Origin of the sequence: Caballeronia arationis (assembly GCF_001544975.2) — a bacterium.
Lineage (GTDB): Bacteria > Pseudomonadota > Gammaproteobacteria > Burkholderiales > Burkholderiaceae > Caballeronia > Caballeronia arationis.
The window spans coordinates 57657-81734 of the sequence record NZ_FCOG02000031.1 but is presented as its reverse complement, the minus strand read 5'-3'; the positions used below and the strand labels follow the sequence as shown (position 1 = coordinate 81734).

Genomic DNA, 24078 nt, shown 5'->3' with positions numbered 1-24078 from the left:
TGCGTTTGGCTACGGTCATCGTCGCTCCTGTTACGGGCAGTCTCCTGCCAAATGACCGTTTACACAAAACTAATTACGCCCTCACAGAAGGCCGTGTCGACGTACGTCGAAACGGCCTTTTGCGTTTCAGGACGACGGTCGATGAACCATGCCGCACCGCCTCACACCCCGCAAACCACCCCATCCCGCCCTTCAACCTCCCGCGCGGCCTTGGCCCCTTCGACCTTCAACAGTTCCGGCAACGAAACCCCATTCTTCGCTGCAGTCACCTCGGCGAGAATGGACACCGCAATCTCCGGCGGCGTCCGGCTTCCGATATAAATCCCCACCGGCCCGTGCAACCGTGCCAACTCCGCCTCGGACAAATCGAATTCCTTCAGCCTTTCGCGCCGAGCCGCATTATTCCTCCGCGACCCCAGCGCGCCGACATAAAAGGCAGGCGTCTTCAACGCCTCCATCAACGCGAGATCATCCAGCTTCGGATCATGCGTCAAGGCAATCACCGCGCATCGTTCATCGAGATTCATCTCCATGACCGTATCGTCCGGCATGGTCCGCACGATGGTAGTCCCAGGGACGTCCCACTCCTCCGTGTACTCCTCACGCGGATCGCACACAGTGACCTGGTAATCCAGCCCCACCGCGATATTGCACAGATACCGCGACAACTGCCCTGCCCCGATCACGAGCATCCGATACCGCGGCCCGTGGATCGTGAGCAGCGTCGAATCGTCGAAGAGCACGCCATCGGTCGCCAGTGCCGGCTCCATCCGCACCTCGCCTGTCGTCATGTCCAAAGACCGCGCGACGAGTCTTCCCGCCTCCACTGCCTCGCACAATCCGGCGATCCCGCTTTGCAACGTCAACGGCTCCAGCACGAGCTGAATCGTCCCGCCGCAAGGCAGACCGAATCGATGCGCCTCTTCCGCCGTGATCCCGTACTTCACGGCCTCGGGCCGCGTCTGTTCGATCCCGCGCTGCCGCACGCGCTCGATCAGGTCGTCTTCGATACAGCCGCCCGACACCGAGCCGACCACATGCCCGTCGTCGCGCACGGCGAGCATCGCGCCCTCGGGCCGGGGCGACGAGCCCCACGTTTTCACCACCGTGACGAGCAGTACGCGATGCCCGTCTTCGAGCCACCGAGCGCTGTTCCTCAGGACTTCGAGATCCACGCTGTCCATGATTTCTTTCCTTTCTCCTCATCGTCACCCGGCGACGCCTCGCTGTCCCCCGCCTCCGGCGTGCCTTGCAACTGCGCGCTGAAGCGCTTGAAAAATTCCCCGGCTATCTTGCGCGCCGCCCCATCGACGAGCCGCGAGCCGATCTGCGCGAGCTTCCCGCCGACCTGTGCGTTCGCGCTGTATGAGAGCGTCGTCGTGTCGGCGTCGTCGCCGGGTTCGAGATTCACCTTCGCGCTGCCCTTGCTGAAACCCGCCGCGCCGCCCTGCCCTTCGAACACGATCGTGTAGGTGTGGGGCGCGTCGATCTCGGTGAGATTCATGCGCCCCTTGAAGCGCGCCTTCACGGGTCCGACCGATGCCGTCATCGCGACCGCATACTCGTTTACGCCGTCGGCTTCGATGCTCTCGCAGCCGGGAATGCACGCACGCAATATCTCCGTGTCGTTCAGCGCTTCCCACGCGCGCTCCTGCGGCACGGGCAACGTGTGAGTCTCGGTCAGTTCCATCGCATGTCTCCTGTATTGCGGGCCGCCGTGCGTCCGTTCATCGACGCCAGTTCCCGCCCGACAGCAGCAAGGCTGTCGAGGTTATGCGCCGCGAGCATCGCATCGACGTGCGGCAGGATCGCGCGCACGCCCCGCGCGCGCGGCGTGAATTCCGGATAACGCAACAGCGGATTGAGCCACACGAGCCGATGGGCGAAGCGCGCGAGCCGCGCCATCTCGGCATCGAGCACGTCGATCGCTTCGTGATCGAGGCCATCGGTCACGAACAGCACCGTCGCCCGGCCCGAGAGCACGCGGCGCGCCCAGCGCCGGTTGAACTCGGCGAGCGCGGCGCCGATACGCGTGCCGCCCGACCAGTCGACGACCTGCTCCGCCAGCCCGGCGATCGCAATATCGGGATCGCGTTCGCGCAGCGCGCGTGTCGCGTTCGTGAGCCGCGTGCCGAACAGGAAGACCTGCAGCCGTTCGCGCGATTGCAGGAGCGCATGGCAGAAGTAGAGCACAGCCCGCGAATACGCGCTCATCGAGCCCGAAATGTCGAGCAGCAGCACGAGCGGCGGACGACGCTCGACCGTCGCCCGGTACTTCCACACGGTCCAGTCGCCGCCGGATCGCACCGCATGGCGCGCACTCGCGCGCAGGTCGGCATGCGTGCCGCGCGACGCCGCCTTGAGACGCCGCGTCGGTTCGGTCGCGAGCGGCAACCGGTGCGAACGGATCTGATGCCGCAAGGTGCGCCATTCGTCCGCGGTGAGCGTGTCGAAGTCACGATGACTCAGGCGCTCTTCCGCGCTGAAGGTCATGCGCGCGTGCAGTTGCTCCGGCTCGCGCTCGTGCTCCGCGGGCCGCGGCGGCGCCGACGAAGCCGCACGCGCCGCAAGCGCATCGGCGAGACGGTTGTTGCGTTTGGGCGGCGGCGCGCCGCCTGTCACCTTCGGCAGCAGCATCGCGCGCAGCTTGCCTTCCCAATCGGGATCGCGCCAGAAAAGGTCGAACGCGGCATCGAAAATGTCGCGCTCGTCCGGCGCATGCACGACGAGCGATGCGAGCGTCGCGCGCACGTCATCGCGACGGGCGATGTCGATCCAGCGCAGCGCGTCGAGCGCATCGACCGCCTGCGCCGGCGACATGCCGAGCCCCGCGCCGCGCAAGAGGCGAATGAAATGCACGACGTTGCGCGCGAACGGTTCCATCGCGAATCAGGCCGGCGCGGCGAGACACTGCGCGATCGTCTCGCGATCGACGCGCGCCAGGTCGTCCTGATACTTCAGCAACACGCCGAGCGTGTCCTGCACCGATTGCGGATCGAGTTCGCTGACGGAAAGCGCGGCGAGCGCGCGGCACCAGTCGATCGTTTCCGCGACGCCCGGCGCCTTGAACAAATCGAGCGTGCGCAGCCGGTGAACGAACGCGACCGCGCGCGCCTGCAACTCGGCGCCCGCCTCGGGCGCGCGCGCCGCGACGATCGCCAGTTCGACGTCGCGTTCGGGATAACCGATCCACTGATAAAGACAGCGGCGCTTGAGCGCGTCGTGAACCTCGCGCGTGCGGTTCGACGTCATCACGACGAGCGGCGGCTGCTCAGCGCGCACCGTGCCGTACTCGGGAATCGACACCTGAAAATCCGAGAGCAGTTCGAGCAGGAAGGCTTCGAACGGCTCGTCGGCGCGATCGATTTCGTCGATCAGCAACACGCGCCGCGCAAGCGCGTTCAGCGGATCGGGCATCAGCGCCTGGAGGAGCGGGCGCTTGAGCAAGAACTCGCTTCGATAAAGCGAATCGTTCGACGGCTGCTCGCCCGACGCTTCCGCGAGCCGCAGCGCCATGATCTGGCGCGGGTAGTCCCACTCGTACAGGGCGCTCGCGGTGTCGAGTCCTTCATAGCATTGCAGGCGCAGCATCGACGTGCCGAGCAGCCCCGCCGCCGCCTTCGCCAGCTCGGTCTTGCCGACGCCCGGTTCGCCTTCGAGAAAGAGCGGACGCTGCATTTTCAGGGCGAGGAAGAGCGCAGTCGCGAGTTCGCGGCTGGCGAAGTACTTCTGCTCGCTGAGACGCACGAGCGTTTGGTCGATCGACGCGGGCTCCATGAAGCTCCTGAAGTAACGCTAGAACGCGTTGGCCCGCTCGATCGCACGGCCGGCGAGCACCGGAATCAGGTGCGCGCGGTAGGCCGCGCTCGCGTGCATGTCGTCGTTCAGGCCGCCCGGCGAGATCGTCACGCTGCGCGCCGACGCCACGGAGAAATCCTTCGACAACGCCGCCTCCAGTTCCTTCGCCCGGAACACGGAGGGCGCCGCGCCCGTCACCGCGACGCGCACGCCGTCCGCACGCCTGGCGACGAACACGCCGACTAGCGCGAAGTGCGAAGCCGGATTGCGAAACTTCTCGTAGGCGGCGCGCTCGGCGAGCGTGAATTCGACGGCGGTGATCAGTTCGTCGGGTTCGAGCGCGGTTTCGTACATGCCGAGAAAGAAGTCGTCGGCCGCGATGCGGCGGCGGTCCGTGACGACCGTCGCGTTCAGCGCGAGCACGGCGGACGGATAGCACGCCGCCGGGTCGTCGTTGGCAAGCGACCCGCCGATCGTGCCGCGCTCGCGAACCTGCCGGTCGCCGATGCGCCCGGCGAGGTCGGCGAGTCCCGGCAGCGCCTTCTTCACGTCCGCGCTCGCCGCGACCTGCGCGTGGCACACCGCGCCGCCGATCGTGACCGTGTCGCCGCTCACGCTGATCGCCTTCATCGACGCAATGCGCGTGACGTCGATGAGCGCCGACGGTTGCGCGAGGCGCAGGCGCATCGTCGGCAGAAGGCTTTGGCCGCCCGCGAGATACTTCGCTTCACCGTTCGCCGTGAGCGTCTTGACCGCTGCATCGGCCTGCTCGGGCCGCTGGTAATCGAATGTGTACATGTCGAAGTCCTCAGGCCTTAGCGTTGGAAGAAGCCGCGTGCATCGCCGACCACACGCGATGCGGCGTCGCGGGCATCTGCAAGTCCTTCACGCCGAGCGGAGCGAGCGCATCCAGAATCGCGTTGATGACGGCAGGCGGCGAGCCGATCGCGCCCGCCTCGCCGCAACCCTTCACGCCGAGCGGATTGTGCGTGCACGGCGTGCCCTTCGCGGTCTCCACCGTGAAGTTCGGCAAGTCGATCGCATGCGGCATCGCGTAATCCATGAACGAGCCGGACAGCAACTGGCCGCTCTCGTTGTCGTACACGCAGCGCTCAAGCATCGCCTGGCCGATACCCTGGCCGAGCCCGCCATGCACCTGCCCCTCGACGATCATCGGATTGATCACGTTGCCGAAATCGTCGACGGCGGTGAACTTCTGGATGCGCGTCTCGCCCGTGTCCTGATCGACTTCGACTTCGCAGATGTACGCGCCCGACGGATAGGTGAAATTGGTCGGATCGTAGAACGCGTTTTCGTTGAGGCCCGGCTCCAGATGTTCGAGCGGGAAGTTGTGCGGCACGTAGGCCGCGAGCGACACGTCGACGAAGGTCTTCGTGCGGTCCGTGCCCGCGACGCGGAAGATGCCGTCCTTGAACTCGATGTCCTCCGCCGACGCCTCCAGCAAATGCGCGGCGATCTTCTTCGCCTTCGCCTCGATCTTGTCGAGCGCCTTCATCAGCGCCGAGCCGCCGACCGCGATCGAACGCGAGCCATACGTGCCCATGCCGAACGGAATGCGACCGGTGTCGCCGTGAATGATCTCGACGTTGTCGATCGACACCCCGAGCCGGTCCGCGACCACCTGCGCGAAGGTCGTCTCGTGACCCTGTCCGTGGCTGTGCGAGCCCGTGAAGACAGTGACGGAGCCGGTCGGATGCACGCGCACTTCGCCCGCTTCGAACAGGCCCGCCCGCGCGCCGAGCGCCCCCGCGATGTTCGACGGCGCGAGTCCGCACGCCTCGATGTAGCACGAATAGCCAATGCCGCGCAGCTTGCCTTGCTTCTTCGCTTCGTCGCGGCGCGCCGGGAAGCCCTTCACGTCGGCGATTTCGAGCGCGCGGTCCAGGATCGTGTCGTAGTCGCCGGTGTCGTAGGTGAGGCCAACCGGCGTCGCATACGGAAACTCGCGGATGAAATTGCGCCGGCGAATCTCGGCAGGATCGATGTTCATCTCGCGCGCCGCCGTCTCGACCAGCCGCTCGACCACGTAAGTCGCCTCGGGGCGGCCCGCGCCGCGATAGGCATCGACCGGCACCGTGTTCGTGAAGACCGCCTTCACCTCGGCGTAGATCGCGGGCGTCGAGTACTGGCCGGCGAGCAGCGTCGCGTAAAGGATCGTCGGCACGGACGATGCGAACGTCGACAGGTAGGCGCCCATGTTCGCGGTCGTGTGGACGCGCATCCCGAGGAACTTGCCGTCCTCGTCCAACGCGAGTTCGGCCTTCGTCACGTGGTCGCGACCGTGGGCATCGGAGAGAAACGCTTCCGAGCGCTCGGCCGTCCACTTGATCGGCCGCCCGACTTTCTTCGACGCCCAGGTGAGCGCCACGTCCTCGGCGTACAGGAAGATCTTCGAGCCGAAGCCGCCGCCGACGTCCGGCGCGATCACCCTCAACTTCGATTCCGGCAGCGACAGCACGAACGCCGCCATCAACAGGCGCTCGACGTGCGGATTCTGGTTCGCGACGTAGACCGTGTAGCTCTCGTCGTGCTTCGAATAGCTCGCGTTCACCGCGCGCGGCTCGATTGCGTTCGGGATGAGCCGCTGGTTCACGATGTCGAGCGTCGTCACGTGCGCGGCCTGCGCGAACGCGGCGTCGGTCTTTGCCTTGTCGCCGTGGCCCCAGTTGTAGCAGACGTTGTCCGGCACGCCGTCGTGCACGAGCGGCTGGCCCGTATTCGACGCGCTGCCCGTATCGACGACGGCCGGCAGCACGTCGTAATCCACGTCGATCAGTTCGAGCGCGTCCTTCGCTTCCTTCACCGATTCCGCGACGACGAGCGCCACCTGATCGCCGACATGCCGCACCTTCTCGTGCGCAATGACAGGATGCGGCGGCTCGTGCATCGGCTTGCCATCGGTGCTATGGATCAGCCATCCGCACGGCAAGCCGCCGACATTCGCCGCCGCGAGATCGGCGCCGGTGAAGATGGCGATCACGCCGGGCGACGCCTTGGCTGCGGCCGTGTCGATGCTGCGGATCTTCGCGTGCGCGTGCGGCGAGCGCAGGAACACGCCGTGGCTTTGCTGCGGAAGGACGACATCGTCGGTGTACTGGCCCGCGCCCGTCAGGAAGCGATAGTCTTCTTTGCGTTTCACGGCGGCGCCAATCATGTGCTGTTGCTCAGGGGCATTCATCGCGGTCTCCCAAATAGGCGCGATTCATCGAATGGAATGAACTCGGGAAGCCTTGCGCGGCGTGGGATCAGCCGCTCGCCTTCATGGCCTCTGCGCCCTGCAGGACCGCTTTCACGATGTTGTGATAGCCGGTACAGCGGCAGAGATTGCCGTCGAGTTGCTCGCGCACTTCTTCTTCAGTGAGACCGGAGCTCTCTGCAGCGAGCGCGCTCGCGCTCATCACCATGCCCGGCGTACAGAAACCGCATTGCAGACCATGACAGTCCTTGAACGCCGCCTGCATCGGATGAAGCTCGCCGTCTTTCGTCATCCCTTCGATGGTGGTGACTTCAAGGCCGTCCGCCTGCACGGCGAGGATGTTGCATGACTTGATCGCGCGGCCGTCGAGATGGACAGTGCACGCGCCGCATTGCGCGGTATCGCAGCCGATGTGGGTGCCCGTGAGCCTCAACTGCTCGCGCAGGAACTGCACGAGCAGGATGTGAGGTTCGACGTCGGCGGTCACGGGTTTGCCGTTGACCGTCAGACTGATGCTGAGCGTCATTGCTGTGTCTCCTGTGGGGAATGGCCTGCCGGCCAGCCCAAACACATGCTCACGAGCTACACGTCCTTCACCTTCCTTGCTGCCGCTCTCGAGCGTCTGCTGGGTCCGGCTGGAACTTCGCGTGTCGTTGTTGTAACAAGGAGTAAAACACAAAAAAGCGGGCGTCGCCATCGGCTCCGAACGCGCGTTCGATGCGTCCGCTCTCGCTGCTTTGCAGCAATAATCCGAGGCGTCTGCGCGGAATGCGCAAAGCAAAGCGCCGCCCGGAAGGACGGCGCTTTGCCTGAAGAATGCGGTCGCGTGACCGGTGTTACTCGATGCCGCGCCCGAGCTTCGAATTCCCGCGCGCGAAGCCGAAGTAGATGGCGAGGCCGATCACGAGCCACACCACGAAAGCGATCCACGTCATCGCCCGGAGATTCGCCATCAGGAAGAGGCACGATGCCACCGCGAGAACCGGCACCACCGGCACGCCCGGGCAGCGAAACGCGCGCGGCAGTTCGGGATGCGTCCTGCGCAGGATCAGCACCGCGATCGACACCATCGAGAACGCCGCGAGTGTGCCGATGTTGATCAACTCGGCCAGCACGTTGAGCGGCACGAGCGCGCCGATCAGCCCGAAGAAGATGCCGACGAGCCAGGTCGTGAAATACGGCGTCGCGAAGCGCGGATGCACTTTGGAAAGCCGTGCGGGCAGGAGGCCGTCGCGCGACATCGCGTAGATCACGCGCGTCTGGCCGTAGCTCATCACGAGGATCACGGTCAGCATGCCGAGCACCGCGCCGAGATCGATGAAGCCCGCGACCCAGTTTTGTCCCGCCACTTGCAGCGCGTAGGACACCGGATGCGAGATGCTCGCGAACTGCGCCGACGGCACGATGCCGGTGACGACCGCCGCCACCGCCACGTACAGCACCGCGCACACGACGAGCGACGCAATGATGCCGATCGGCAGGTCGCGCTTCGGATTCTTCACTTCCTCCGCCGCCGACGACACCGAATCGAACCCGATGAACGCGAAGAACATCACGGCCGCCGCACCGAACACACCGGACCAGCCGTTCGGCATGAACGGATGCCAGTTCGCCGGCGTGACGTGGAACACGCCCACGCCGATCACGAGCAGCACGACCGTCACCTTGACCGCGACCATCAGGTTGTTCACGCGCGTCGATTCCTTCACGCCGACCGCGAGCAGGGCGGTGATCGCCATCATCACGAGGAACGCGGGCAGGTTGAAGAAGGTCTCGTGGCCGGGCAGCGCGCCGGGCGCGGCGGTGAGCGCGGTCGGCAGCGAGATGCCGAAGCCCGACAGCAGCGACTGCAGATACCCCGACCAGGCGACCGACACCGCCGAGCTCGCGAGCCCGTATTCGAGCATCAAGTCCCAGCCGATGATCCACGCGGCGAGTTCGCCGAGCGTCGCGTAGGAATAGGTGTAGATGGAGCCGGCGACGGGAATCGTCGAGGAGAATTCGGCGTAGGCGAGCGCCGCGAAGCAGCAGGCGATTGCCGCGACGACGAACGTCACCATCAGCGCAGGGCCGGCCTGCACGGCGCCGGTGCCGGTGAGCATGAAAATGCCGGTGCCGATGATGGCGCCGATGCCGAGGAACGTCAGGTCGAGCGCGCCGAGCGTTTTCTTGAGTCCGGCGCTTTGCGCGCCGGCGAGCATATGTTCGATATTTTTCTTGCGAAACAGCGACATGGGGCGGGAGTCTCCTTATTCGCGCGCTGGCGCGCGCCGACTACGGGAAAACCCGCAATTTTATCGGACAGAGACGACGGGGCTGGGCTCGGCGGAATTATTGAGACAAACGGAAATCGCACAATCGGCTTCCGTTTGAGAACAAGCCACGCGGCGCACGGCTTTCACGGCCAATTCGTCTGGAGAAAAGGGCGCAGGCGAGGAAGATCCGGTTAATGCACGCGAACGGTGCACACGATCAACTTGCGATAGCCGGATTCATATCGACGAGCCGGTTGCTCATCACGTAGAAGGTCAGTTCGGCGTTATTCGCGAGCTTCATCTTGTCGAGCAGCCTCGACCGGTACACGCTCACCGTCTTCACCGAAAGCGACAGCGCGTTCGCGATATCCGTCAGCCGCTTGCCCGACGCGAGCATGCAAAGCGTCTGGAATTCGCGGTCGGAGAGCTTTTCGTGCGGCATCTGCTCCGAATCCAGCGAGACGTAGTCCGCGAGCGCTTCCGCCATCGCCGGGCTCACATATTTGCGTCCCGCCGCGACCTGCTGGATCGCGGCGATCATCAGCGCGGGATCGGCCGATTTCGACAGGTAGCCCGCCGCGCCGGCCTTCAACGCACGCACGGCGTACTGATCCTCGCGATACATCGAGAACATCAGCACCGGCAAGCGCGGCACCTGCCGCTTCAGACGCTTGAGCACGTCGACGCCGTTCACGTCGGGTAGCGAGATGTCGAGCAGCGCGACGTCGAGCGGACACTGGCCGGCGAGGCTGATCGCCTGCGCCCCGGTGTCGGCCTCGACCACTTCGGACGCGATGCCGCGCTCCAGCAGCAGCTGCGAGACGCCCCGGCGAACGATGGCGTGGTCGTCGGCGAGCAGGATGCGCAGGCTCAATTCGATGCCCTCGCGAGCTGAGCGCGCGGCTCGACGGCGTGCAGCGCGGGGCGGATCGACGACACGGCGCCTGCAGCGGACGTCAGCGGAAAGCGCGCGCGAACCGTGGTGCCGCCTGTTTTCGATGCGCTCACACGCAGGCTGCCGCCGAGCGCGTCGCAGCGCGCCCGCATGCCCGCGAGGCCGAAACGGCCGAGCTTGCGGCGCGCGGCGGCAGGAATGCCGATGCCGTCATCGGCGATGACGAGCGTCACGAAGCGCGCATCGGCTGCGATGCGCACGGACGTCTCGCTGGCGCGCGCATGACGCGCGACGTTGTTCAGCGCCTCCTGCGCCACCCGGAACACGGCGAGCGCGACGGCTTCGGGCAACCGCGCGAGGCGGTTGTCATCGGCGCAACCGGCGACATGCACGGCGAGCGATGTGACGGCGGCGAAGCGCGCGGCCCAGTCGGCGAGCGCGTGTGCGACGCCGTCATCGAAACACGGCGCGTGGAGATCCGCGACCACGCGATGGGTGGCGTCGCAGGCGGCGTCGAGCGAGTGGCGGGCAGTCTGGAGCGCTTCGCCGCAAGGCGCGGGAGCGTCGGCCGGAAGCCAGGTTTCGATGCGCGCGAGGGCGAAACGCGCGGCGGTCAGCGCGGATCCGGCGTCGTCGTGCAGGTCCTGGGCGAGCGAGCGGCGAACGCGTTCGTCGACGGCTACGAGTTGCGCCGACAACTGCTGCACGCGAGCCGAGAGCCGCTGGATCTCACGATCGGCGGCGAGCCTGGCGTCGATCAGCGCCGAGAGCGCCGACTGCTCGCCGGTTGCGCGTGTCGAAGGTACTCCGGACGGGCTCGCCGCCGGCTGAGCCAAAGGCGCGCAAGCCGGCGGCACGGCGCACAGCGTGGCGCGCGGCGCCAGGCTGTGGTCGGTTACGGCAACGGTCGACGTCTTCATCTCACTCTCCTTGCGAGGAGCGCAGTCGGGTGGCGTCGCAGCCGGCGATCCGACATTGCGACGTAACGAAATTTACACTCTGTAACAAGGGGGGCGGACTGGGCGCCCTTGCCCGAGATCCGCTTTCACGTTCGCGGATCATATCTTAAAAATATTTAAAATCCATACACGACAAGGATTGCACGCCCAAACTTAATGCAATTTCACAACATTTTGTCGTTCTTGCGTGTCAGAAAAACACTTACACGCGACGTCTTGATCGAGCGGGAGTTGTAACCGCATCGATTCCATCGCCGTTCGACGGGCGAAAAAAACCGGAGCACTCGGCTCCGGTTTTTCGAATCCACATTCAGCAGCAAGATCAGCCGACGAATGCCTTCTCCACGACGTAGTGTCCCGGATGGTTGTTGCTGCCTTCATCGAAGCCCATTTCGTCGAGCAGCACGCGCGTGTCGCGCAGCATGTGCGGGCTGCCGCAGAGCATCACGCGGTCGTTTTCCTTCGAGAACGGCGCGACGTCGAGGTCGGCGAAGAGCTTCTTCGTTTCGATCAGGTCGGTGATGCGACCGCGGTTCGCGAACTCCTCGCGCGTCACGGTCGGGTAATAGACCAGCTTTTCCTGGATCAGGTCGCCCAGATGCTCGTGCGCCGGCAAGTGCTCCGTGATGAAGTCCTTGTACGCGAGTTCGTCGACGAAACGGCAAGTGTGCGTCAGCACGATCTTGTCGAACCGGTTATAGACGTCCGGGTCCTTGATGATCGACATGAAGGGCGCCAGGCCCGTGCCGGTCGAGAGCAGCCACAGCGTCTTGCCGGGCAGCAGGTTGTCGGCGACGAGCGTGCCGGTCGGCTTCTTGCCGATCAGCACCGAGTCGCCCACTTTCAGATGCTGCAGCCGCGACGTGAGCGGGCCGTCCTGAACCTTGATGCTCAGGAATTCGAGATGCTCTTCGTAGTTGGCGCTCGCGAGGCTGTAGGCACGCAAAAGCGGCTTGCCGTCGACTTCCAGGCCGACCATCGTGAACTGGCCGTTTTCGAAACGGAACGACGCATCGCGAGTGCAGGTAAAGCTGAAAAGCGAATCGGTCCAGTGATGGACGCTCAGGACGGTTTGAGAATTAAGGTTGCTCATGGCTTCGTGGATAGTGCGAAAACGGTGGCGTCAGCGGCACGCGGCCGTGCAGACCAGGAACGATGCGCTGCGCGACACGACCGCCGCCAAAGGCCGTCGATCGGGCTGCCCCGCGCAATTTCGATGCAAATTCAGTGCAATTCAGCGCATTTTGCGATTATTACGAACGCTCATGCGCCATATGCATGCGCCCATGTTTGGGTTCGCATTCGGCTTTCGTGCGGCTCATTTGCCGACGTCCGCCCGATCCGCAGCCCGGCGGAATCCGCTATTTTAGCGCGACGCGCATTTTGACGTGGCGCAATGCCCTGCGGCCGGTGTGGCGTGGAGGCGCAGGCCATCGTACGCAGACAACGCGCTATGACGATGCCAGCCCGGCCGCGAATGGGAAAACGCGCCGAGCCTGCATAATAACAATTCTCAACAAGTGCAACCAGGAATGTCCCTGCTGGCGTCAGGCTGGCGCGCGAAGCGCCAGCCGCCGCTCACCGGCTCAAATGCGCTGATCCGTCGAAGGCTTTTCCCACAGATTGATGCCGCCCTCGCGCGCATGCTGGTCGATCTGTGCGAGTTCGTCGCTGGTGAAGTCGAGATTCTTCAGCGCGCCGACGTTCTCCCGAACCTGTTCCGCGCGGCTCGCGCCGATCAGCACCGAAGTCACCCGGCCGCCGCGCAGCGCCCAGGCAAGGGCCATCTGCGCGAGACTCTGGCCGCGTCGCTCGGCGAGTTCGTTCAGCTTGCGCACGTGTTCGATGTTCTCGGCGCTCAGGTGCTCTTCCTTCAGCGATCCGCCTCCCGGCTTGTTGACGCGCGCGTCCTGCGGAATGCCGTTCAGGTATTTGCTGGTGAGCAGTCCCTGCGCGAGCGGCGTGAACGCGATGCTGCCCGCGCCGATGTCGTCGAGCGTGTCGAGCAATTCTTCCTCAATCCAGCGATTGAGCATGTTGTACGACGGCTGGTGGATCAAAAGCGGCACCTTGTGCTCGGCGAGCAGCTGCGCCATTTCGTGCGTCTTGCCCGGCGAATACGACGAAATGCCAACATACAGCGCCTTGCCCGAGTGCACGGCGGTCGCGAGCGCGCCGGCGGTTTCCTCGAGCGGCGTGTCAGCGTCGAAGCGATGCGAGTAGAAGATGTCGACGTAGTCGAGTCCCATGCGCTTCAGGCTCTGGTCGAGGCTCGCGAGCACGTACTTGCGCGAGCCGCCGCCCTGTCCGTACGGGCCCGGCCACATGTCCCAGCCCGCCTTCGACGAAATCAGCAGTTCGTCGCGATACGGCCGGAAATCGTCCTTGAACAGTCGCCCGAAGTTGGTCTCCGCGCTGCCGTACGGCGGGCCGTAGTTGTTTGCGAGATCGAAGTGCGTGATGCCGAGATCGAAAGCCGTGCGCAGGATGTCGCGCTGCGTGGAAATCGGCGTGCTGTCGCCGAAGTTGTGCCAGAGCCCCAGCGACAACGCCGGCAACTTCAAGCCGCTCTTGCCGCAGGTGCGGTAAGCCATCTGCGAATAGCGTTCGGAAGCTGCTTCATAAGCCATGACGGATTTCCTCGATCGATTTAAACGGATGACGAAAGCGCCGCTGCGGACATTGCCCGAGCGCGCAGCCTGCCATGGTAGCCAATTGCGCCGCACGACGCAGACCGCGCGGCGGCGTCCCGCTATTCGAGACCGGCCGTGAGACCGGCCGGATAGCCGATCCGCGCGGGCAAGGGGAACGAACCCGAGCGCCCGAAGCCCAATGCAAATCTTCAAGCAAGGAGCATCACCGATGGACCCAATCCAGAAACTTCGCCCCGCCTACGACCTGCTGCTGACAGCTAGCCTCAAATACGGTTTCGATATCCTGATGGCGCTGCTGATCGTCGTGATCGGCTGGTGGATCTCGAACCGCGTCGCGAATACGCTGAGGCGCGCGCTCGGCCGCACCAACGCCGACGCCACGCTCACGCCCGTGCTCGCGAGCCTCGCGCTCTGGGCGATCCGCGTCATCGCGATCGTTGCCGCGCTCGGAAAGTTCGGCATCGCGGCCGCGAGCATCCTGACCGTGCTCGGCGCCGCCGGCCTCGCCATCGGCCTCGCGCTGCAAGGCACGCTGCAGAACATCGCGGCGGGCCTGATGCTCCTGCTCTTGCGGCCGTTCCGCGTGGGCGACTACATCGAGGGCATCGGCACCACGGCCGGCACGGTGAACGAAATCGGCTTGTTCACGACGCGCCTCACCAAAGCCGACGGCGTCATCATGTTCGTGCCGAACAGCACGATCTGGGCGAATCCGGTGACGAACTTCAGCGCGAACGACCGGCGTCGCGTCGTGCTGACGTTCCACGTGCCGCACGCGCAGAGCGTCGAGCACGCGCTCGAACAGTTGCAAAAGCTGGTGGCGAGCGACCCGCGCATCGGCGACGTGCCGGCCAAGCCGTGGATCGCGGTAACGGATTACACGGATACCGGCGTCAAGATGAACGTGGGCGTGTGGACGCGAGCGAGTGATCACGCGAGCGTCCAGGCCGACCTGCTGCGGCAGATCCAGCCGCTGACGAAGCCCGAGCCGGAACCGAGACTGGACGCGCCCGCGAACGCCTAGTAATCTCTCGCGCCTTCGTCCATCTCAGAAAGAGGAACCCATGCTCAAGGCGATTTCCGCTGTTCTCCTGGTCGGCGGCATCGTGCTGCTTTACTTTGGCGGCACGTCGTTTCATTCGCTCAGCAACGACGTCGCGCGCTTTTTCACCGGCTCGCCGACCAACAAAACGATCTGGCTGATCGCAGGCGGCGTGGTCGCGACGCTCGTCGGGCTGATCGGCCTGACGATTCCTTCCCGGCGCTAAAGTCCGAGGCGAAAGGGTTCAGGCCAGCGCCACTTCCGGCTTGGCCGCCGAGCGCGTGCCGGGCAGCGGCGCGTTGCTCGCCCCGCGATAGGTGTAGACGAGCGAGAACTTCACCTGATCGGTGAGATTCTTGCCGGCCGAGTGCAGCGTGTTGCAGTGAAAGAACACGACATCGCCCGCCTTCAGTTCCGGCGACACGGCGGTGCGGATCAGTGCTTCGTTCTCGGGGATGTCGGAGCGGAAAAACTTGGCTTCGTCGAAGCGCTCCGAGGTGAATGGAAGCTTGTGAGACCCCGGCACGAACCAGAGCGCGCCGTTTTCAATCGTCTCTTTGCCGAGCGCAATCCACGCCGACACCAGATCGTCGCGTTCGAACGCCCAGTAGCGCACATCGCGATGCCAGCCCGTCAGGCTGCCGTACGCGGGATGCTTGGTCATCAGGCAGTTGTGGTGCGCGCGCGAAAGGAACGACTCCTCGCCGAAATACAACTCCATCCAGCCGCGAATTTCCGGCGACGTCGCGGTGTCGGCGAAGAGCGGATCACGCACGTAGGCGTCGAGCAGTCGGCGCACCGTGTGGCCGCCCGGCGCGTCTTTCGATTCCGGCGCGCCCGGATATTTCAAATCGGCTTCGAACTCGGCCGGAGGCGCGGCTTCGGCGAGTTGCCGGCGGGCGAGCGCGAGCAGCGCCTCGCGGCGCGCCGGCGGCACGAGCCCCGGAACGATCACATAGCCGGTCTCGCGCAGCTGGCGGACCTGTTCCTTCTTCGACTTCAACGACGATTGCTCAGACATTTCCAGCTCACATGTAAAGCGCGCTTGCGGTTTCGCGTCGACGGACGCTGACGGCAAATTAGGGGCGAATTCACAATTGTAAATCCGCAGACGCTTTCGAGCTTTTCGCTGCGGAAAGTTTGGAGTTCAAAACGTCGTGTATGAAGCGCTTCTTTCATAAAAACGCAGGGAAAACGCGTACTTACCGGGGTCACAATAGTCTTGTAATCTTCGCGCATCAAATCGGTGCAACTTTCGATGCCACCGCGCGCTCGAACTCTCACCGAACAATTGAACGACTTTTTTGAGACGACTATCGTCGAGTTGAAGCGCGACACTTCGCCGCTCAACCGACGCATATAGAGCCATGACCAACCGATTCGCCTCGAGTCTCACCCGCGTTACCCGCGTCGCCGCCCGTGCGGCGCGTCCCGCGCGACGCGGAGTCGTCCGCGCGCTGCGTCATCACTCCGCCCGAACGCAGGCCGTCACCGAGCAGTTGAAGTTCGTGCATCCCGTCGACGGCATTCGCTCCTGGTTTCGCGGATTCTTCCTCACGCTGCGCGTGCGCGCGGCGTCGCGGCGCGTTTCGCTGAAGGCGCTGCTGCGCCGTCCGGCACAGTTGCGCGCGCCGGTTCGCAAGGCCAAGGCCGCCGCGCAGACGAGCCGTCGTCCGCGCCGGCTGGCACCGAGCAGCGCCGGCTGGTTCGCGTTCGCGGCTTTCTGAGCGTCAGCGTCAGGTCCGGCGTTCGAGTTCGTCGAGCGTCGGATAATCGGTGTAGCCTTCCTCGCCGCCGCCGTAGAAAGTCGCCTCGATCGGCTCGTTGAGCTGCGCGCCGCGCCTGAAACGCTCGACGAGATCCGGATTCGCCAGAAACGCGCGGCCGAATGCCACGGCGTCCGCCTCGCCGCTTTCGATACGCATCTCCGCTTCCTCCACCGTATATTCGCCGCACGCGATGATCGCGCCGTCGTATGCATCGCGAAGCGCGCGGCGGAAATCATGCGACAGCGGCTCGCCGCCCGCCCAGTCCGGCTCGGCGACATGCAGGTACGCGATACCGATGCGCTTCAGTTCCTTCGCGAGATAGACCGACGACGCTTCGCTCTCCGTGTCCTTCAGGTCGAACCCGACGAAGTTCGGCGAGATGCGAATTCCCACGCGATCCGCGCCCATCACGCCCGCCACGGCCTCCAGCACCTCGACCGTCAGCCGCACCCGGTTTTTTACGCTGCCGCCGTATTCGTCGGTGCGCCGGTTCGTGTTCGTCGACATGAACTGCTGTAGCAGATAGCCGTTTGCCGCATGCACCTCGACCATGTCGAAACCGGCGCGCTTCGCCCGGTTGGTCGCATCGACGTATTGCAGGACGATGCCCGGCAACTCGTCCGTGTCGAGCGAACGCGGCTCGTCTACGTCGATGAAGCCGAGCGAACCGTCTTCCCTCTTCACGAACACCTGCGTGTTTTCCGCGCGGATCGCGGACGGCGCGACCGGCTGGCCGCCGTCCGCTTGCGCGAGCCGGTGCGATACGCGCCCGACGTGCCACAACTGCAGCGCGATGCGTCCCTGCTTGGCGTGCACCGCACCGGCGACCGCTTTCCAGCCGGCTTCCTGCGCATCGGAATAGATGCCGGGTGCGCCCCAGTAGCCTTGTCCCTGTTTCGAGATTTGCGTGGCTTCCGTCACGATCAGGCCCGCGCCCGCGCGCTGCGCGTAGTAGCGCGCGTTCATTTCGGCAGGCACGTCGCCCGGCTGTGACGCACGGTTGCGCGTGAGCGGCGCCATCACCACGCGATTCGGCAATTCGAGCGCGCCGACCCTGATCGGCGACAACAGTTTTTCCAGCGGCATGTGCGTTCCCTCCGGTCGATGCTGATCACGCAGGCGCAAGAAATGCACCGCATCGTCGGAAGTGCTTCGAAGGGCCGCATCCGGGCGACGGGCGAAAAAAAACCCGGCAGACTTGCCGGGTTTTTCGTGCAGCGCAAAGGCGCCGACAGAGCTTTAAGCGACTTGAACCACCGGTTCCGTGCCAGCGGCTTCCGCCAGCGCGAGCGCCTTGTCCGTGAATTCCCACGAGAATTCCGGCTCTTCGCGGCCGAAGTGGCCGTAAGCCGCGGTTTTTTCATAGATCGGACGCAGCAGGTCGAGCATCTGGATGATGCCCTTCGGACGCAGGTCGAAGTGCTCGAGCACGAGCTTCGTGATCTCCGCGTCCGACACGCGGCCGGTGCCGAACGTATTGACCATCACCGAAGTCGGGCGCGCCACGCCGATGGCGTACGACACCTGGATGAGCGCGCGCGAAGCGAGCCCCGCCGCGACGATGTTCTTCGCGACATAACGGCCGGCGTAGGCCGCCGAGCGGTCGACCTTCGACGGGTCCTTGCCCGAGAACGCGCCACCTCCGTGGGGCGCCGCGCCGCCGTAGGTGTCGACGATGATCTTGCGGCCCGTCAGGCCGCAATCGCCTTGCGGACCGCCGATCACGAAACGACCGGTCGGGTTCACCAGGAACTTGATGTCGCCCTTGATGAGTTCGGCCGGCAGCGTCGGCTTGATGATTTCCTCGATCACCGCCTCGCGCAGTTGCGTGAGTTCCATCTCCGGCGCGTGCTGCGTGGAGAGCACGACGGTGTCGATGGAATGCGCCTTGCCGTCGACGTAACGCACGGTGACTTGCGACTTCGCGTCCGGGCGCAGCCACGGCAGGCGGCCGTCACGACGCAGGTTCGCCTGACGCTCGACCAGACGGTGCGACAGGTGGATCGGCAGCGGCATGAGTTCGGGCGTTTCGTCGCAGGCGTAGCCGAACATCAGGCCCTGGTCGCCGGCGCCCTGGTCGAGGTTGTCGTCGTGGGCGGTGTTCACGCCCTGCGCGATGTCCGGCGACTGCTTGTCGTAAGCGACGAGCACCGCGCAGCCGCGGTAGTCGATGCCGTAGTCGGTGTTGTCGTAGCCGATGCGCTTGATGGTTTCGCGCGCGATCTGGATGTAGTCGACGTTGGCCGTGGTCGTGATTTCGCCCGCGAGGACGACGAGACCGGTGTTGCACAAGGTTTCGGCCGCGACGCGCGAATACTTGTCCTGAGCCAGGATGGCATCGAGGATGGCGTCGGAGATTTGATCGGCGACCTTGTCCGGGTGGCCTTCGGATACGGATTCGGAGGTAAACAGGTAATCGTTTGACACGCTTCAGACTCCATTAAGTACGGTTAGTTTGCTCACGTAGCCGACTTCTTTGGAGTCTGAAGCGGCGACGCTTTAGCGGATTACTGATTCCGACAGCACCTTTCGGCACCGTCCGGCTTCGCCCCGCAAGTTGTCCATTAACTCGGCGAAGGTTTTATTATAGCGTTTTCCGTCCTTTGTCACAGAGCCGAACGCTTGTCGCTATTCGCCCCTCTTACATTTTCGTCCCGCTCCGACCGGCCGTCCCCTCGCCGGAGCCCGTCATGCTAGGCCGCATCGGGATTGCGCTCGCGGTCGGCTTCCTGAAGTTTCTCGCGATTCTGCCCTACGGCATCACCGCCCGTTTCGGCGACGGCCTTGGCTGGCTGCTCTACCAGATTCCGAGCAGCAGAAAGCGCGTTGTCCATACCAATCTCTCGCTGTGCTTCCCCGACTGGACGCCCGAGCGTCGCGAGGAAGTCGCCCAGCTGCACTTCCGGCACGCGATCCGGAGCTACGTCGAACGCAGCGTCCAGTGGTTCGGATCGGCGAAAAAGCTCGAAAAGCTGATTCAGATCGACAGCGCGGTCGACCTGGCCGACCCCGACCTGCCGCCGACGCTCTTTCTCGGGCTGCACTTCGTCGGCATCGAAGCGGGCTCGATCTTCCTGAACTATTCGCTGCACCGGCAATGCGGTTCGCTCTATCAGCCGTTCTCGAACCCGCAGATCGAGGAACTCGCGAAGGCGCAGCGCGCGCGTTTCGGCGCCGACATGGCGAGCCGCGCCGACAGCGCGCGCGTCGTGCTGCGCTGGCTGCGCGATCGCAAGCCCGTGATGCTCGGCGCCGACATGGACTACGGCATGCGCAATTCGGCGTTCGTGCCGTTTTTCGGCATCCCGGCGTGCACGCTGACGGCCGTCGGACGGCTCGCGAAGGCGGGTCACGCGCAGGTCGTGCCGTTCATCGGCGAGGTGCTGCCCGGCTACAAGGGTTATCGGCTGAAGATCTTCAAACCTTGGGAAAATTATCCGACCGGCGACGATGTGGCCGACGCGCGTCGCATGAACGAATTCATCGAAAAGCAGATTCCGCGCATTCCCGAGCAGTATTACTGGGTCCACAAGCGCTTCAAGACGCGTCCGCCGGGCGGCCCGGGCTTCTATTAACGCCAGGCGTTAGCCATCCGGCCAGCGGTGCGCGACGCCCCGCTCACATACAATAGCGGCCATGAAACTCAAATTCACCAAGATGCACGGCGCGGGCAACGACTTCGTCGTGCTCGACGGCTACACGAAACCGCTGAATCTAAGCGCGGCGCAGGTGCGCGCGCTCGCGAACCGGCATTTCGGCGTCGGCGCGGACCAGTTGCTGCTTGTCGAGAAGCCGACCATCGACGGCGTCGACTTCAAATACCGCATCTTCAATTGCGACGGCGGCGAGGTCGAACATTGCGGCAACGGCGCGCGCTGCTTCGTGAAGTTCGTGCGCGATCGCGGGCTCACGGGCGCGTCGAGCGTGCGCGTGCAGGTGCAGCACGGCGTCATCACCCTGACGATGCTGGAAAACGGCGAAGTCGTCGTCGACATGGGCCAGCCGGTGTTCGATCCGCGGCGCGTGCCGTTCGATTCGAAAGGGCTCGAAGGCCGCCGCGAAGGCGCCGACACGCTCTGGCCGCTCGACCTCGACGGCCTTGAAGGCGGAAGGCGCTGGATTTCGGCGGTGTCGATGGGCAATCCGCACGCGGTGCAGGTCGTCGACGATGTCGAGGCTTATCCGGTGCTGGCCGAAGGCCCGCTCGTCGAAAAGCACGCGCGCTTTCCGAACAAGGTGAACGCGGGATTCATGCAGATCGTCGACCGGCATTCGGTGAAGCTGCGCGTCTACGAGCGCGGCGCGGGCGAAACGCTCGCGTGCGGCACGGGCGCCTGCGCGGCGGTCGCGGCGGGCATCCGGCGCGGCCTGCTCGACTCGCCGGTGCGCGTCGAAACGCACGGCGGCACGCTCACGATCACCTGGGCCGGCGCGTCGGACGAATCGGCGCCGCTTTTGATGGCCGGGCCCGCGACAACCGTCTTCGAAGGCGAGATCGATCTCGCCGATGTGCAATGACCGCCCTTTGAGCGCCACTCAGCCTGAATCCGCCTGAACAAGTCCGAAACCATGAACGAACGCGAAGTCGCCGATTATCTGCTCGACAACCCCGATTTCTTCGCCGAGCACGCTGAACTGCTCGGCACCATCCGGCTTTCGAATCCGCACGGGAAGGCGGCGGTGTCGCTGCAGGAACGCCAGATGGAAATGCTGCGCGACAAGAACAAGCAGCTCGAACGCCGGCTCGCCGAACTGCTGCGCTACGGGCACGAGAACGACAGCATCGCGTCGAAGTTCAACCGCTGGACGATCCGCGTGATCGCCGAGCGCGATCCGCACGCGCTGCCGAAAACCATCAGCGCGGGCCTGTGCGAAATCTTCGACATGCCGCAGGCCGCGCTGCGCGTGTGGGACGTCGCTGAGCCTTATTCGCAGGCCGATTTCGCGCGCCATGTCGGAGAAGAAGTGCGGTTGTTCACCGCCAGCCTTTCGACGCCCTATTGCGGCGCGAATACCGGCTTCGAGGCGGCGCAATGGCTGACGTCGGCGAGCTCGGTTTCGGTGGCGTCGGCGACGACCGATGGCGTCGTGGATGCCGCGAACGCCACCGAATCGATCGCGCTGCTCGCGTTGCGCGACCCGCTCGCCGGACCGGACGCGCCCGCGTTCGGCCTGCTCGTGATGGGTTCGCCCGACCCGCGCCGCTTCCACGACGGCATGGCAACCGACTTCCTCACGCAGATCGCGGCACTCGCGAGCGCGGCGTTGAGCCGCCTCTTGCCGCACTGAAGCGAACCAAGCGCGATGAACGCCGCCGACCCGATCGCCGCCTATCTGTCGATACTCGAACACGAGCGGCGGCTGTCGGAGCACACGCTGCGCGGCTACACCCACGAACTCGACGAACTGCAGAAACTCGCGAACGGCCGCGCGCTCGAAACGCTCACCGCGACGGACATGCGCGGCGCCGTATCGCGCGCGCACGCCGGTGGCCTCTCGGCGCGCTCGATCGCCCACCGGCTCTCGGCGTGGCGCGCGTTTTACCGCTGGCTCTCGGAACGCGTCGAAATGGCCGCGAATCCCGTCGCGACCGTGCGGGCGCCGAAACGCGCGAAGACGTTGCCAAAGGCACTTTCCGTCGACGACGCCAACGCGCTGATGGAAGCGCCGCAAGCCGGCACGCCCGAAGCGCTGCGCGACCACGCGATCCTCGAATTGTTCTATTCGTCGGGCTTGCGGCTCGCGGAACTCGTGAATCTCGACGTGTACTACGTCGAGACGGAGCATCACCGCTCGGTCGGCTGGCTCGATCTGCCGAACACCGAGGTGACAGTGCTCGGCAAGGGCGGCAAGCGCCGCTCGGTGCCGGTCGGCGCCAAGGCCATCCAGGCGCTGCGTGCCTGGATCGACGTGCGAGGCGAGTTCGTCAAGCACGATCCACATGCGCTCTTCCTGTCGGTGCGCGGCAACCGCATGGCGCCGGGCGTCGTGCGCGAGCGCGTGAAGCGCATGGCGCTCCTCGCCGGCATTCCGTCGAACGTGCATCCACACGTGTTGCGGCACTCGTTCGCCACGCACGTGCTGCAGTCGAGCGGCGACCTGCGCGCGGTGCAGGAACTGCTCGGCCACGCGAACATCACCGCGACGCAGGTCTACACGTCGCTCGATTTCCAGCACCTCGCTCGCGTCTACGATTCCGCGCATCCGCGCGCCAAGAAACGCGACTGATTTTTCCCGGGCGCGCCGATTCCATGCCGGCGGCCCCATCAAGGCATCAATGAACACCATCACGCTCAAACCGGCGAAGGACAAGTCGCTCGCGCGCCGCCATCCGTGGATTTACGCGAACGCGATCGACCGTGTCGACGGCAAGCCGGCGCCGGGCGCCACCGTCACCGTCCGCGCACACGACGGCCGCTTTCTCGCCCGCGCCGCGTACAGCCCGCAGTCGCAGATCCGCGCGCGCGTCTGGAGCTTCGACGAAGCCGAGCCGATCGACCATGCCTTCTTCAAGCGCCGCGTGCAGCGGGCGATCGCGCATCGTCAGGCGCTGGTGAAGAACACCGGCGCGACCCGGCTAATTTTCGGCGAGGCGGACGGCCTGCCCGGCCTGATCGTCGATTACTACGTCGCCGACGACGCGCAGCAACGCGGCCAGCTCGTCTGCCAGTTCATGGCGACGGGCGTCGAGGCCTGGAAGGGCGCGATCGTCGATGCACTCACCGGCGCGACCGGCTGCCCGAATGTGTACGAGCGCTCGGACGTGTCGATTCGCCAGAAAGAGGGCCTCGAACAAATTACCGGCGTGCTCGCGGGCGATCCGCCGCCTGCGACCGTCATCGCGAACGAATGCGGCGTGCGCTACCACGTCGACGTGATGAACGGCCACAAGACGGGCTTCTACGTCGATCAGCGCGACAACCGCATGCTCGTCGCCGAGCATGCGCGAGACCGCGACGTGCTGAACTGCTTCTGCTACACCGGCGGCTTTTCGCTGGCGGCGATGAAGGGCCGCGCGAAGCGCGTGGTGTCGATCGATTCGTCCGGCGAGGCGCTCGCGCTCGCACAGCAGAACGTGCTCGCGAACGGTTTCGACCCGGAGCGCGCCCAGTGGCTGGACGCCGACGCGTTCAAAACGCTGCGGCGTCTCTACGACGAAGGCGAGCGCTTCGACCTGATCGTGCTCGATCCACCGAAATTCGCGCCGTCGCGCGAACACGTGGACCGCGCCGCGCGCGCCTACAAGGACATCAATCTCACCGGATTCAAGCTGCTGCGCCCGGGCGGCCTGCTCTTCACCTATTCGTGCTCCGGGGCGATCGACGCCGAGTTGTTCCAGAAGATCGTCGCGGGCGCGGCAGCCGACGCCAAAATCGACGCGCGCATCCTCAAGCGCCTTTGTGCGGGCGTCGATCACCCGCTGCTCACGGCTTTTCCGGAAGGCGAATACCTGAAAGGCCTGTTGTTGCAAATCGGCTGAGCGGCCATA

The 24078-nt window shown here is 65.0% G+C and carries 23 protein-coding genes; 8 read left to right on the top strand and 15 right to left on the bottom strand.

Annotated features, from left to right (window positions below):
* Nucleotides 1–161 precede the first annotated feature (161 nt).
* The 12 genes from AWB81_RS20075 to mgrA form a co-directional block, all read right to left on the bottom strand.
* Nucleotides 162–1184: an XdhC family protein gene (locus tag AWB81_RS20075; protein ID WP_062638300.1), complete on the bottom strand. Its 1023-nt coding sequence runs from the start codon at nt 1182–1184 to the stop codon at nt 162–164.
* Nucleotides 1157–1690: an SRPBCC family protein gene (locus AWB81_RS20070; RefSeq protein ID WP_062638299.1), complete on the bottom strand. Its 534-nt coding sequence runs from the start codon at nt 1688–1690 to the stop codon at nt 1157–1159. Before AWB81_RS20070 ends, AWB81_RS20075 begins: the two co-directional genes overlap by 28 nt.
* On the bottom strand, nt 1681–2883 hold the full coding sequence (locus tag AWB81_RS20065) for a vWA domain-containing protein (RefSeq protein ID WP_062638298.1): 1203 nt from the start codon (nt 2881–2883) through the stop codon (nt 1681–1683). The genes AWB81_RS20070 and AWB81_RS20065 overlap by 10 nt, the downstream gene beginning before the upstream one ends.
* Before the next feature lie 6 nt (nt 2884–2889).
* Nucleotides 2890–3777, bottom strand: coding sequence for an AAA family ATPase (locus AWB81_RS20060; protein WP_062638297.1), 888 nt, complete (start codon nt 3775–3777; stop codon nt 2890–2892).
* An 18-nt stretch (nt 3778–3795) separates the two neighbouring features.
* Complete coding sequence (locus AWB81_RS20055; RefSeq protein WP_062638296.1) at nt 3796–4596, bottom strand: FAD binding domain-containing protein; 801 nt, start codon at nt 4594–4596, stop codon at nt 3796–3798.
* A 10-nt stretch (nt 4597–4606) separates the two neighbouring features.
* Nucleotides 4607–6997 (bottom strand): xanthine dehydrogenase family protein molybdopterin-binding subunit, encoded by a 2391-nt coding sequence (locus AWB81_RS20050; protein WP_062638295.1) that lies wholly within the window; start codon nt 6995–6997, stop codon nt 4607–4609.
* 67 nt (nt 6998–7064) lie between these two features.
* Complete coding sequence (locus AWB81_RS20045) at nt 7065–7541, bottom strand: (2Fe-2S)-binding protein (protein ID WP_062638294.1); 477 nt, start codon at nt 7539–7541, stop codon at nt 7065–7067.
* 310 nt (nt 7542–7851) lie between these two features.
* Complete coding sequence (gene bcaP / locus AWB81_RS20040; protein ID WP_062638293.1) at nt 7852–9249, bottom strand: branched-chain amino acid transporter BcaP; 1398 nt, start codon at nt 9247–9249, stop codon at nt 7852–7854.
* Between the two features lie 238 nt (nt 9250–9487).
* Nucleotides 9488–10144: a response regulator transcription factor RqpR gene (rqpR, locus tag AWB81_RS20035; protein WP_062638292.1), complete on the bottom strand. Its 657-nt coding sequence runs from the start codon at nt 10142–10144 to the stop codon at nt 9488–9490.
* Complete coding sequence (locus AWB81_RS20030) at nt 10141–11085, bottom strand: sensor histidine kinase (protein ID WP_062638291.1); 945 nt, start codon at nt 11083–11085, stop codon at nt 10141–10143. The genes rqpR and AWB81_RS20030 overlap by 4 nt, the downstream gene beginning before the upstream one ends.
* Before the next feature lie 361 nt (nt 11086–11446).
* A complete protein-coding gene (locus AWB81_RS20025) occupies nt 11447–12217 on the bottom strand; it encodes a ferredoxin--NADP reductase (RefSeq protein ID WP_062638290.1) in 771 nt (256 codons plus the stop codon).
* 493 nt (nt 12218–12710) lie between these two features.
* Nucleotides 12711–13754 carry an L-glyceraldehyde 3-phosphate reductase gene (gene mgrA, locus AWB81_RS20020; RefSeq protein ID WP_062638289.1) on the bottom strand — a complete coding sequence of 348 codons (1044 nt, stop codon included), beginning with the start codon at nt 13752–13754 and terminating at the stop codon, nt 12711–12713.
* 232 nt (nt 13755–13986) lie between these two features.
* Here mgrA and AWB81_RS20015 point away from each other — a divergent pair, with 232 nt between their 5' ends.
* Entirely contained in the window at nt 13987–14802 is an 816-nt protein-coding gene (locus AWB81_RS20015) for a mechanosensitive ion channel family protein (protein ID WP_062638288.1), read from the top strand.
* Nucleotides 14803–14842: 40 nt separating this feature from the next.
* Entirely contained in the window at nt 14843–15046 is a 204-nt protein-coding gene (locus AWB81_RS20010) for a DUF3185 family protein (protein ID WP_062638287.1), read from the top strand.
* 18 nt (nt 15047–15064) lie between these two features.
* On the opposite strand, the gene AWB81_RS20005 is transcribed toward AWB81_RS20010, so the two are convergent.
* Nucleotides 15065–15841 carry a phytanoyl-CoA dioxygenase family protein gene (locus tag AWB81_RS20005; RefSeq protein WP_062638286.1) on the bottom strand — a complete coding sequence of 259 codons (777 nt, stop codon included), beginning with the start codon at nt 15839–15841 and terminating at the stop codon, nt 15065–15067.
* 346 nt (nt 15842–16187) lie between these two features.
* Between AWB81_RS20005 and AWB81_RS20000 the strand changes: the two genes are divergently transcribed.
* Entirely contained in the window at nt 16188–16547 is a 360-nt protein-coding gene (locus tag AWB81_RS20000; protein ID WP_200822524.1) for a hypothetical protein, read from the top strand.
* A gap of 9 nt (nt 16548–16556) precedes the next feature.
* On the opposite strand, the gene AWB81_RS19995 is transcribed toward AWB81_RS20000, so the two are convergent.
* Nucleotides 16557–17675, bottom strand: coding sequence for an alkene reductase (locus tag AWB81_RS19995; RefSeq protein ID WP_062638285.1), 1119 nt, complete (start codon nt 17673–17675; stop codon nt 16557–16559).
* A 153-nt stretch (nt 17676–17828) separates the two neighbouring features.
* Entirely contained in the window at nt 17829–19016 is a 1188-nt protein-coding gene (gene metK, locus AWB81_RS19990) for a methionine adenosyltransferase (RefSeq protein WP_062638284.1), read from the bottom strand.
* 263 nt (nt 19017–19279) lie between these two features.
* On the opposite strand from metK, the gene AWB81_RS19985 reads away from it, so the two are divergent.
* From AWB81_RS19985 to AWB81_RS19965, 5 genes are all read left to right on the top strand, one after another.
* Nucleotides 19280–20164 carry a lipid A biosynthesis lauroyl acyltransferase gene (locus AWB81_RS19985; protein WP_062638283.1) on the top strand — a complete coding sequence of 295 codons (885 nt, stop codon included), beginning with the start codon at nt 19280–19282 and terminating at the stop codon, nt 20162–20164.
* Between the two features lie 61 nt (nt 20165–20225).
* Nucleotides 20226–21107 carry a diaminopimelate epimerase gene (dapF, locus tag AWB81_RS19980; protein ID WP_062638282.1) on the top strand — a complete coding sequence of 294 codons (882 nt, stop codon included), beginning with the start codon at nt 20226–20228 and terminating at the stop codon, nt 21105–21107.
* Between the two features lie 51 nt (nt 21108–21158).
* Nucleotides 21159–21878, top strand: a complete 720-nt coding sequence (locus AWB81_RS19975; RefSeq protein ID WP_062638281.1) for a DUF484 family protein — start codon at nt 21159–21161, stop codon at nt 21876–21878.
* 15 nt (nt 21879–21893) lie between these two features.
* On the top strand, nt 21894–22817 hold the full coding sequence (xerC, locus tag AWB81_RS19970) for a tyrosine recombinase XerC (RefSeq protein ID WP_062638280.1): 924 nt from the start codon (nt 21894–21896) through the stop codon (nt 22815–22817).
* A gap of 49 nt (nt 22818–22866) precedes the next feature.
* Entirely contained in the window at nt 22867–24069 is a 1203-nt protein-coding gene (locus AWB81_RS19965) for a class I SAM-dependent rRNA methyltransferase (RefSeq protein WP_062638279.1), read from the top strand.
* Nucleotides 24070–24078 lie beyond the last annotated feature (9 nt).

Bases quoted from the DNA above. Each gene is read 5' to 3' on its own strand.
- AWB81_RS20010 (WP_062638287.1), top strand. From the start codon at position 14,843: ATGCTCAAGGCGATTTCCGCTGTTCTCCTGGTCGGCGGCATCGTGCTG.
- AWB81_RS20015 (WP_062638288.1), top strand. From the start codon at position 13,987: ATGGACCCAATCCAGAAACTTCGCCCCGCCTACGACCTGCTGCTGACA.
- AWB81_RS20030 (WP_062638291.1), bottom strand. From the start codon at position 11,085: ATGAAGACGTCGACCGTTGCCGTAACCGACCACAGCCTGGCGCCGCGC.
- mgrA (WP_062638289.1), bottom strand. From the start codon at position 13,754: ATGGCTTATGAAGCAGCTTCCGAACGCTATTCGCAGATGGCTTACCGC.
- AWB81_RS20000 (WP_200822524.1), top strand. From the start codon at position 16,188: ATGACCAACCGATTCGCCTCGAGTCTCACCCGCGTTACCCGCGTCGCC.
- AWB81_RS19965 (WP_062638279.1), top strand. From the start codon at position 22,867: ATGAACACCATCACGCTCAAACCGGCGAAGGACAAGTCGCTCGCGCGC.
- AWB81_RS20070 (WP_062638299.1), bottom strand. From the start codon at position 1,690: ATGGAACTGACCGAGACTCACACGTTGCCCGTGCCGCAGGAGCGCGCG.
- AWB81_RS20060 (WP_062638297.1), bottom strand. From the start codon at position 3,777: ATGGAGCCCGCGTCGATCGACCAAACGCTCGTGCGTCTCAGCGAGCAG.
- dapF (WP_062638282.1), top strand. From the start codon at position 20,226: ATGAAACTCAAATTCACCAAGATGCACGGCGCGGGCAACGACTTCGTC.
- AWB81_RS20045 (WP_062638294.1), bottom strand. From the start codon at position 7,541: ATGACGCTCAGCATCAGTCTGACGGTCAACGGCAAACCCGTGACCGCC.
- AWB81_RS20050 (WP_062638295.1), bottom strand. From the start codon at position 6,997: ATGAATGCCCCTGAGCAACAGCACATGATTGGCGCCGCCGTGAAACGC.
- AWB81_RS19995 (WP_062638285.1), bottom strand. From the start codon at position 17,675: ATGCCGCTGGAAAAACTGTTGTCGCCGATCAGGGTCGGCGCGCTCGAA.
- xerC (WP_062638280.1), top strand. From the start codon at position 21,894: ATGAACGCCGCCGACCCGATCGCCGCCTATCTGTCGATACTCGAACAC.
- AWB81_RS20075 (WP_062638300.1), bottom strand. From the start codon at position 1,184: ATGGACAGCGTGGATCTCGAAGTCCTGAGGAACAGCGCTCGGTGGCTC.
- AWB81_RS20005 (WP_062638286.1), bottom strand. From the start codon at position 15,841: ATGTCTGAGCAATCGTCGTTGAAGTCGAAGAAGGAACAGGTCCGCCAG.
- bcaP (WP_062638293.1), bottom strand. From the start codon at position 9,249: ATGTCGCTGTTTCGCAAGAAAAATATCGAACATATGCTCGCCGGCGCG.
- AWB81_RS20055 (WP_062638296.1), bottom strand. From the start codon at position 4,596: ATGTACACATTCGATTACCAGCGGCCCGAGCAGGCCGATGCAGCGGTC.
- AWB81_RS19985 (WP_062638283.1), top strand. From the start codon at position 19,280: ATGCTAGGCCGCATCGGGATTGCGCTCGCGGTCGGCTTCCTGAAGTTT.
- AWB81_RS20065 (WP_062638298.1), bottom strand. From the start codon at position 2,883: ATGGAACCGTTCGCGCGCAACGTCGTGCATTTCATTCGCCTCTTGCGC.
- AWB81_RS19975 (WP_062638281.1), top strand. From the start codon at position 21,159: ATGAACGAACGCGAAGTCGCCGATTATCTGCTCGACAACCCCGATTTC.
- AWB81_RS20025 (WP_062638290.1), bottom strand. From the start codon at position 12,217: ATGAGCAACCTTAATTCTCAAACCGTCCTGAGCGTCCATCACTGGACC.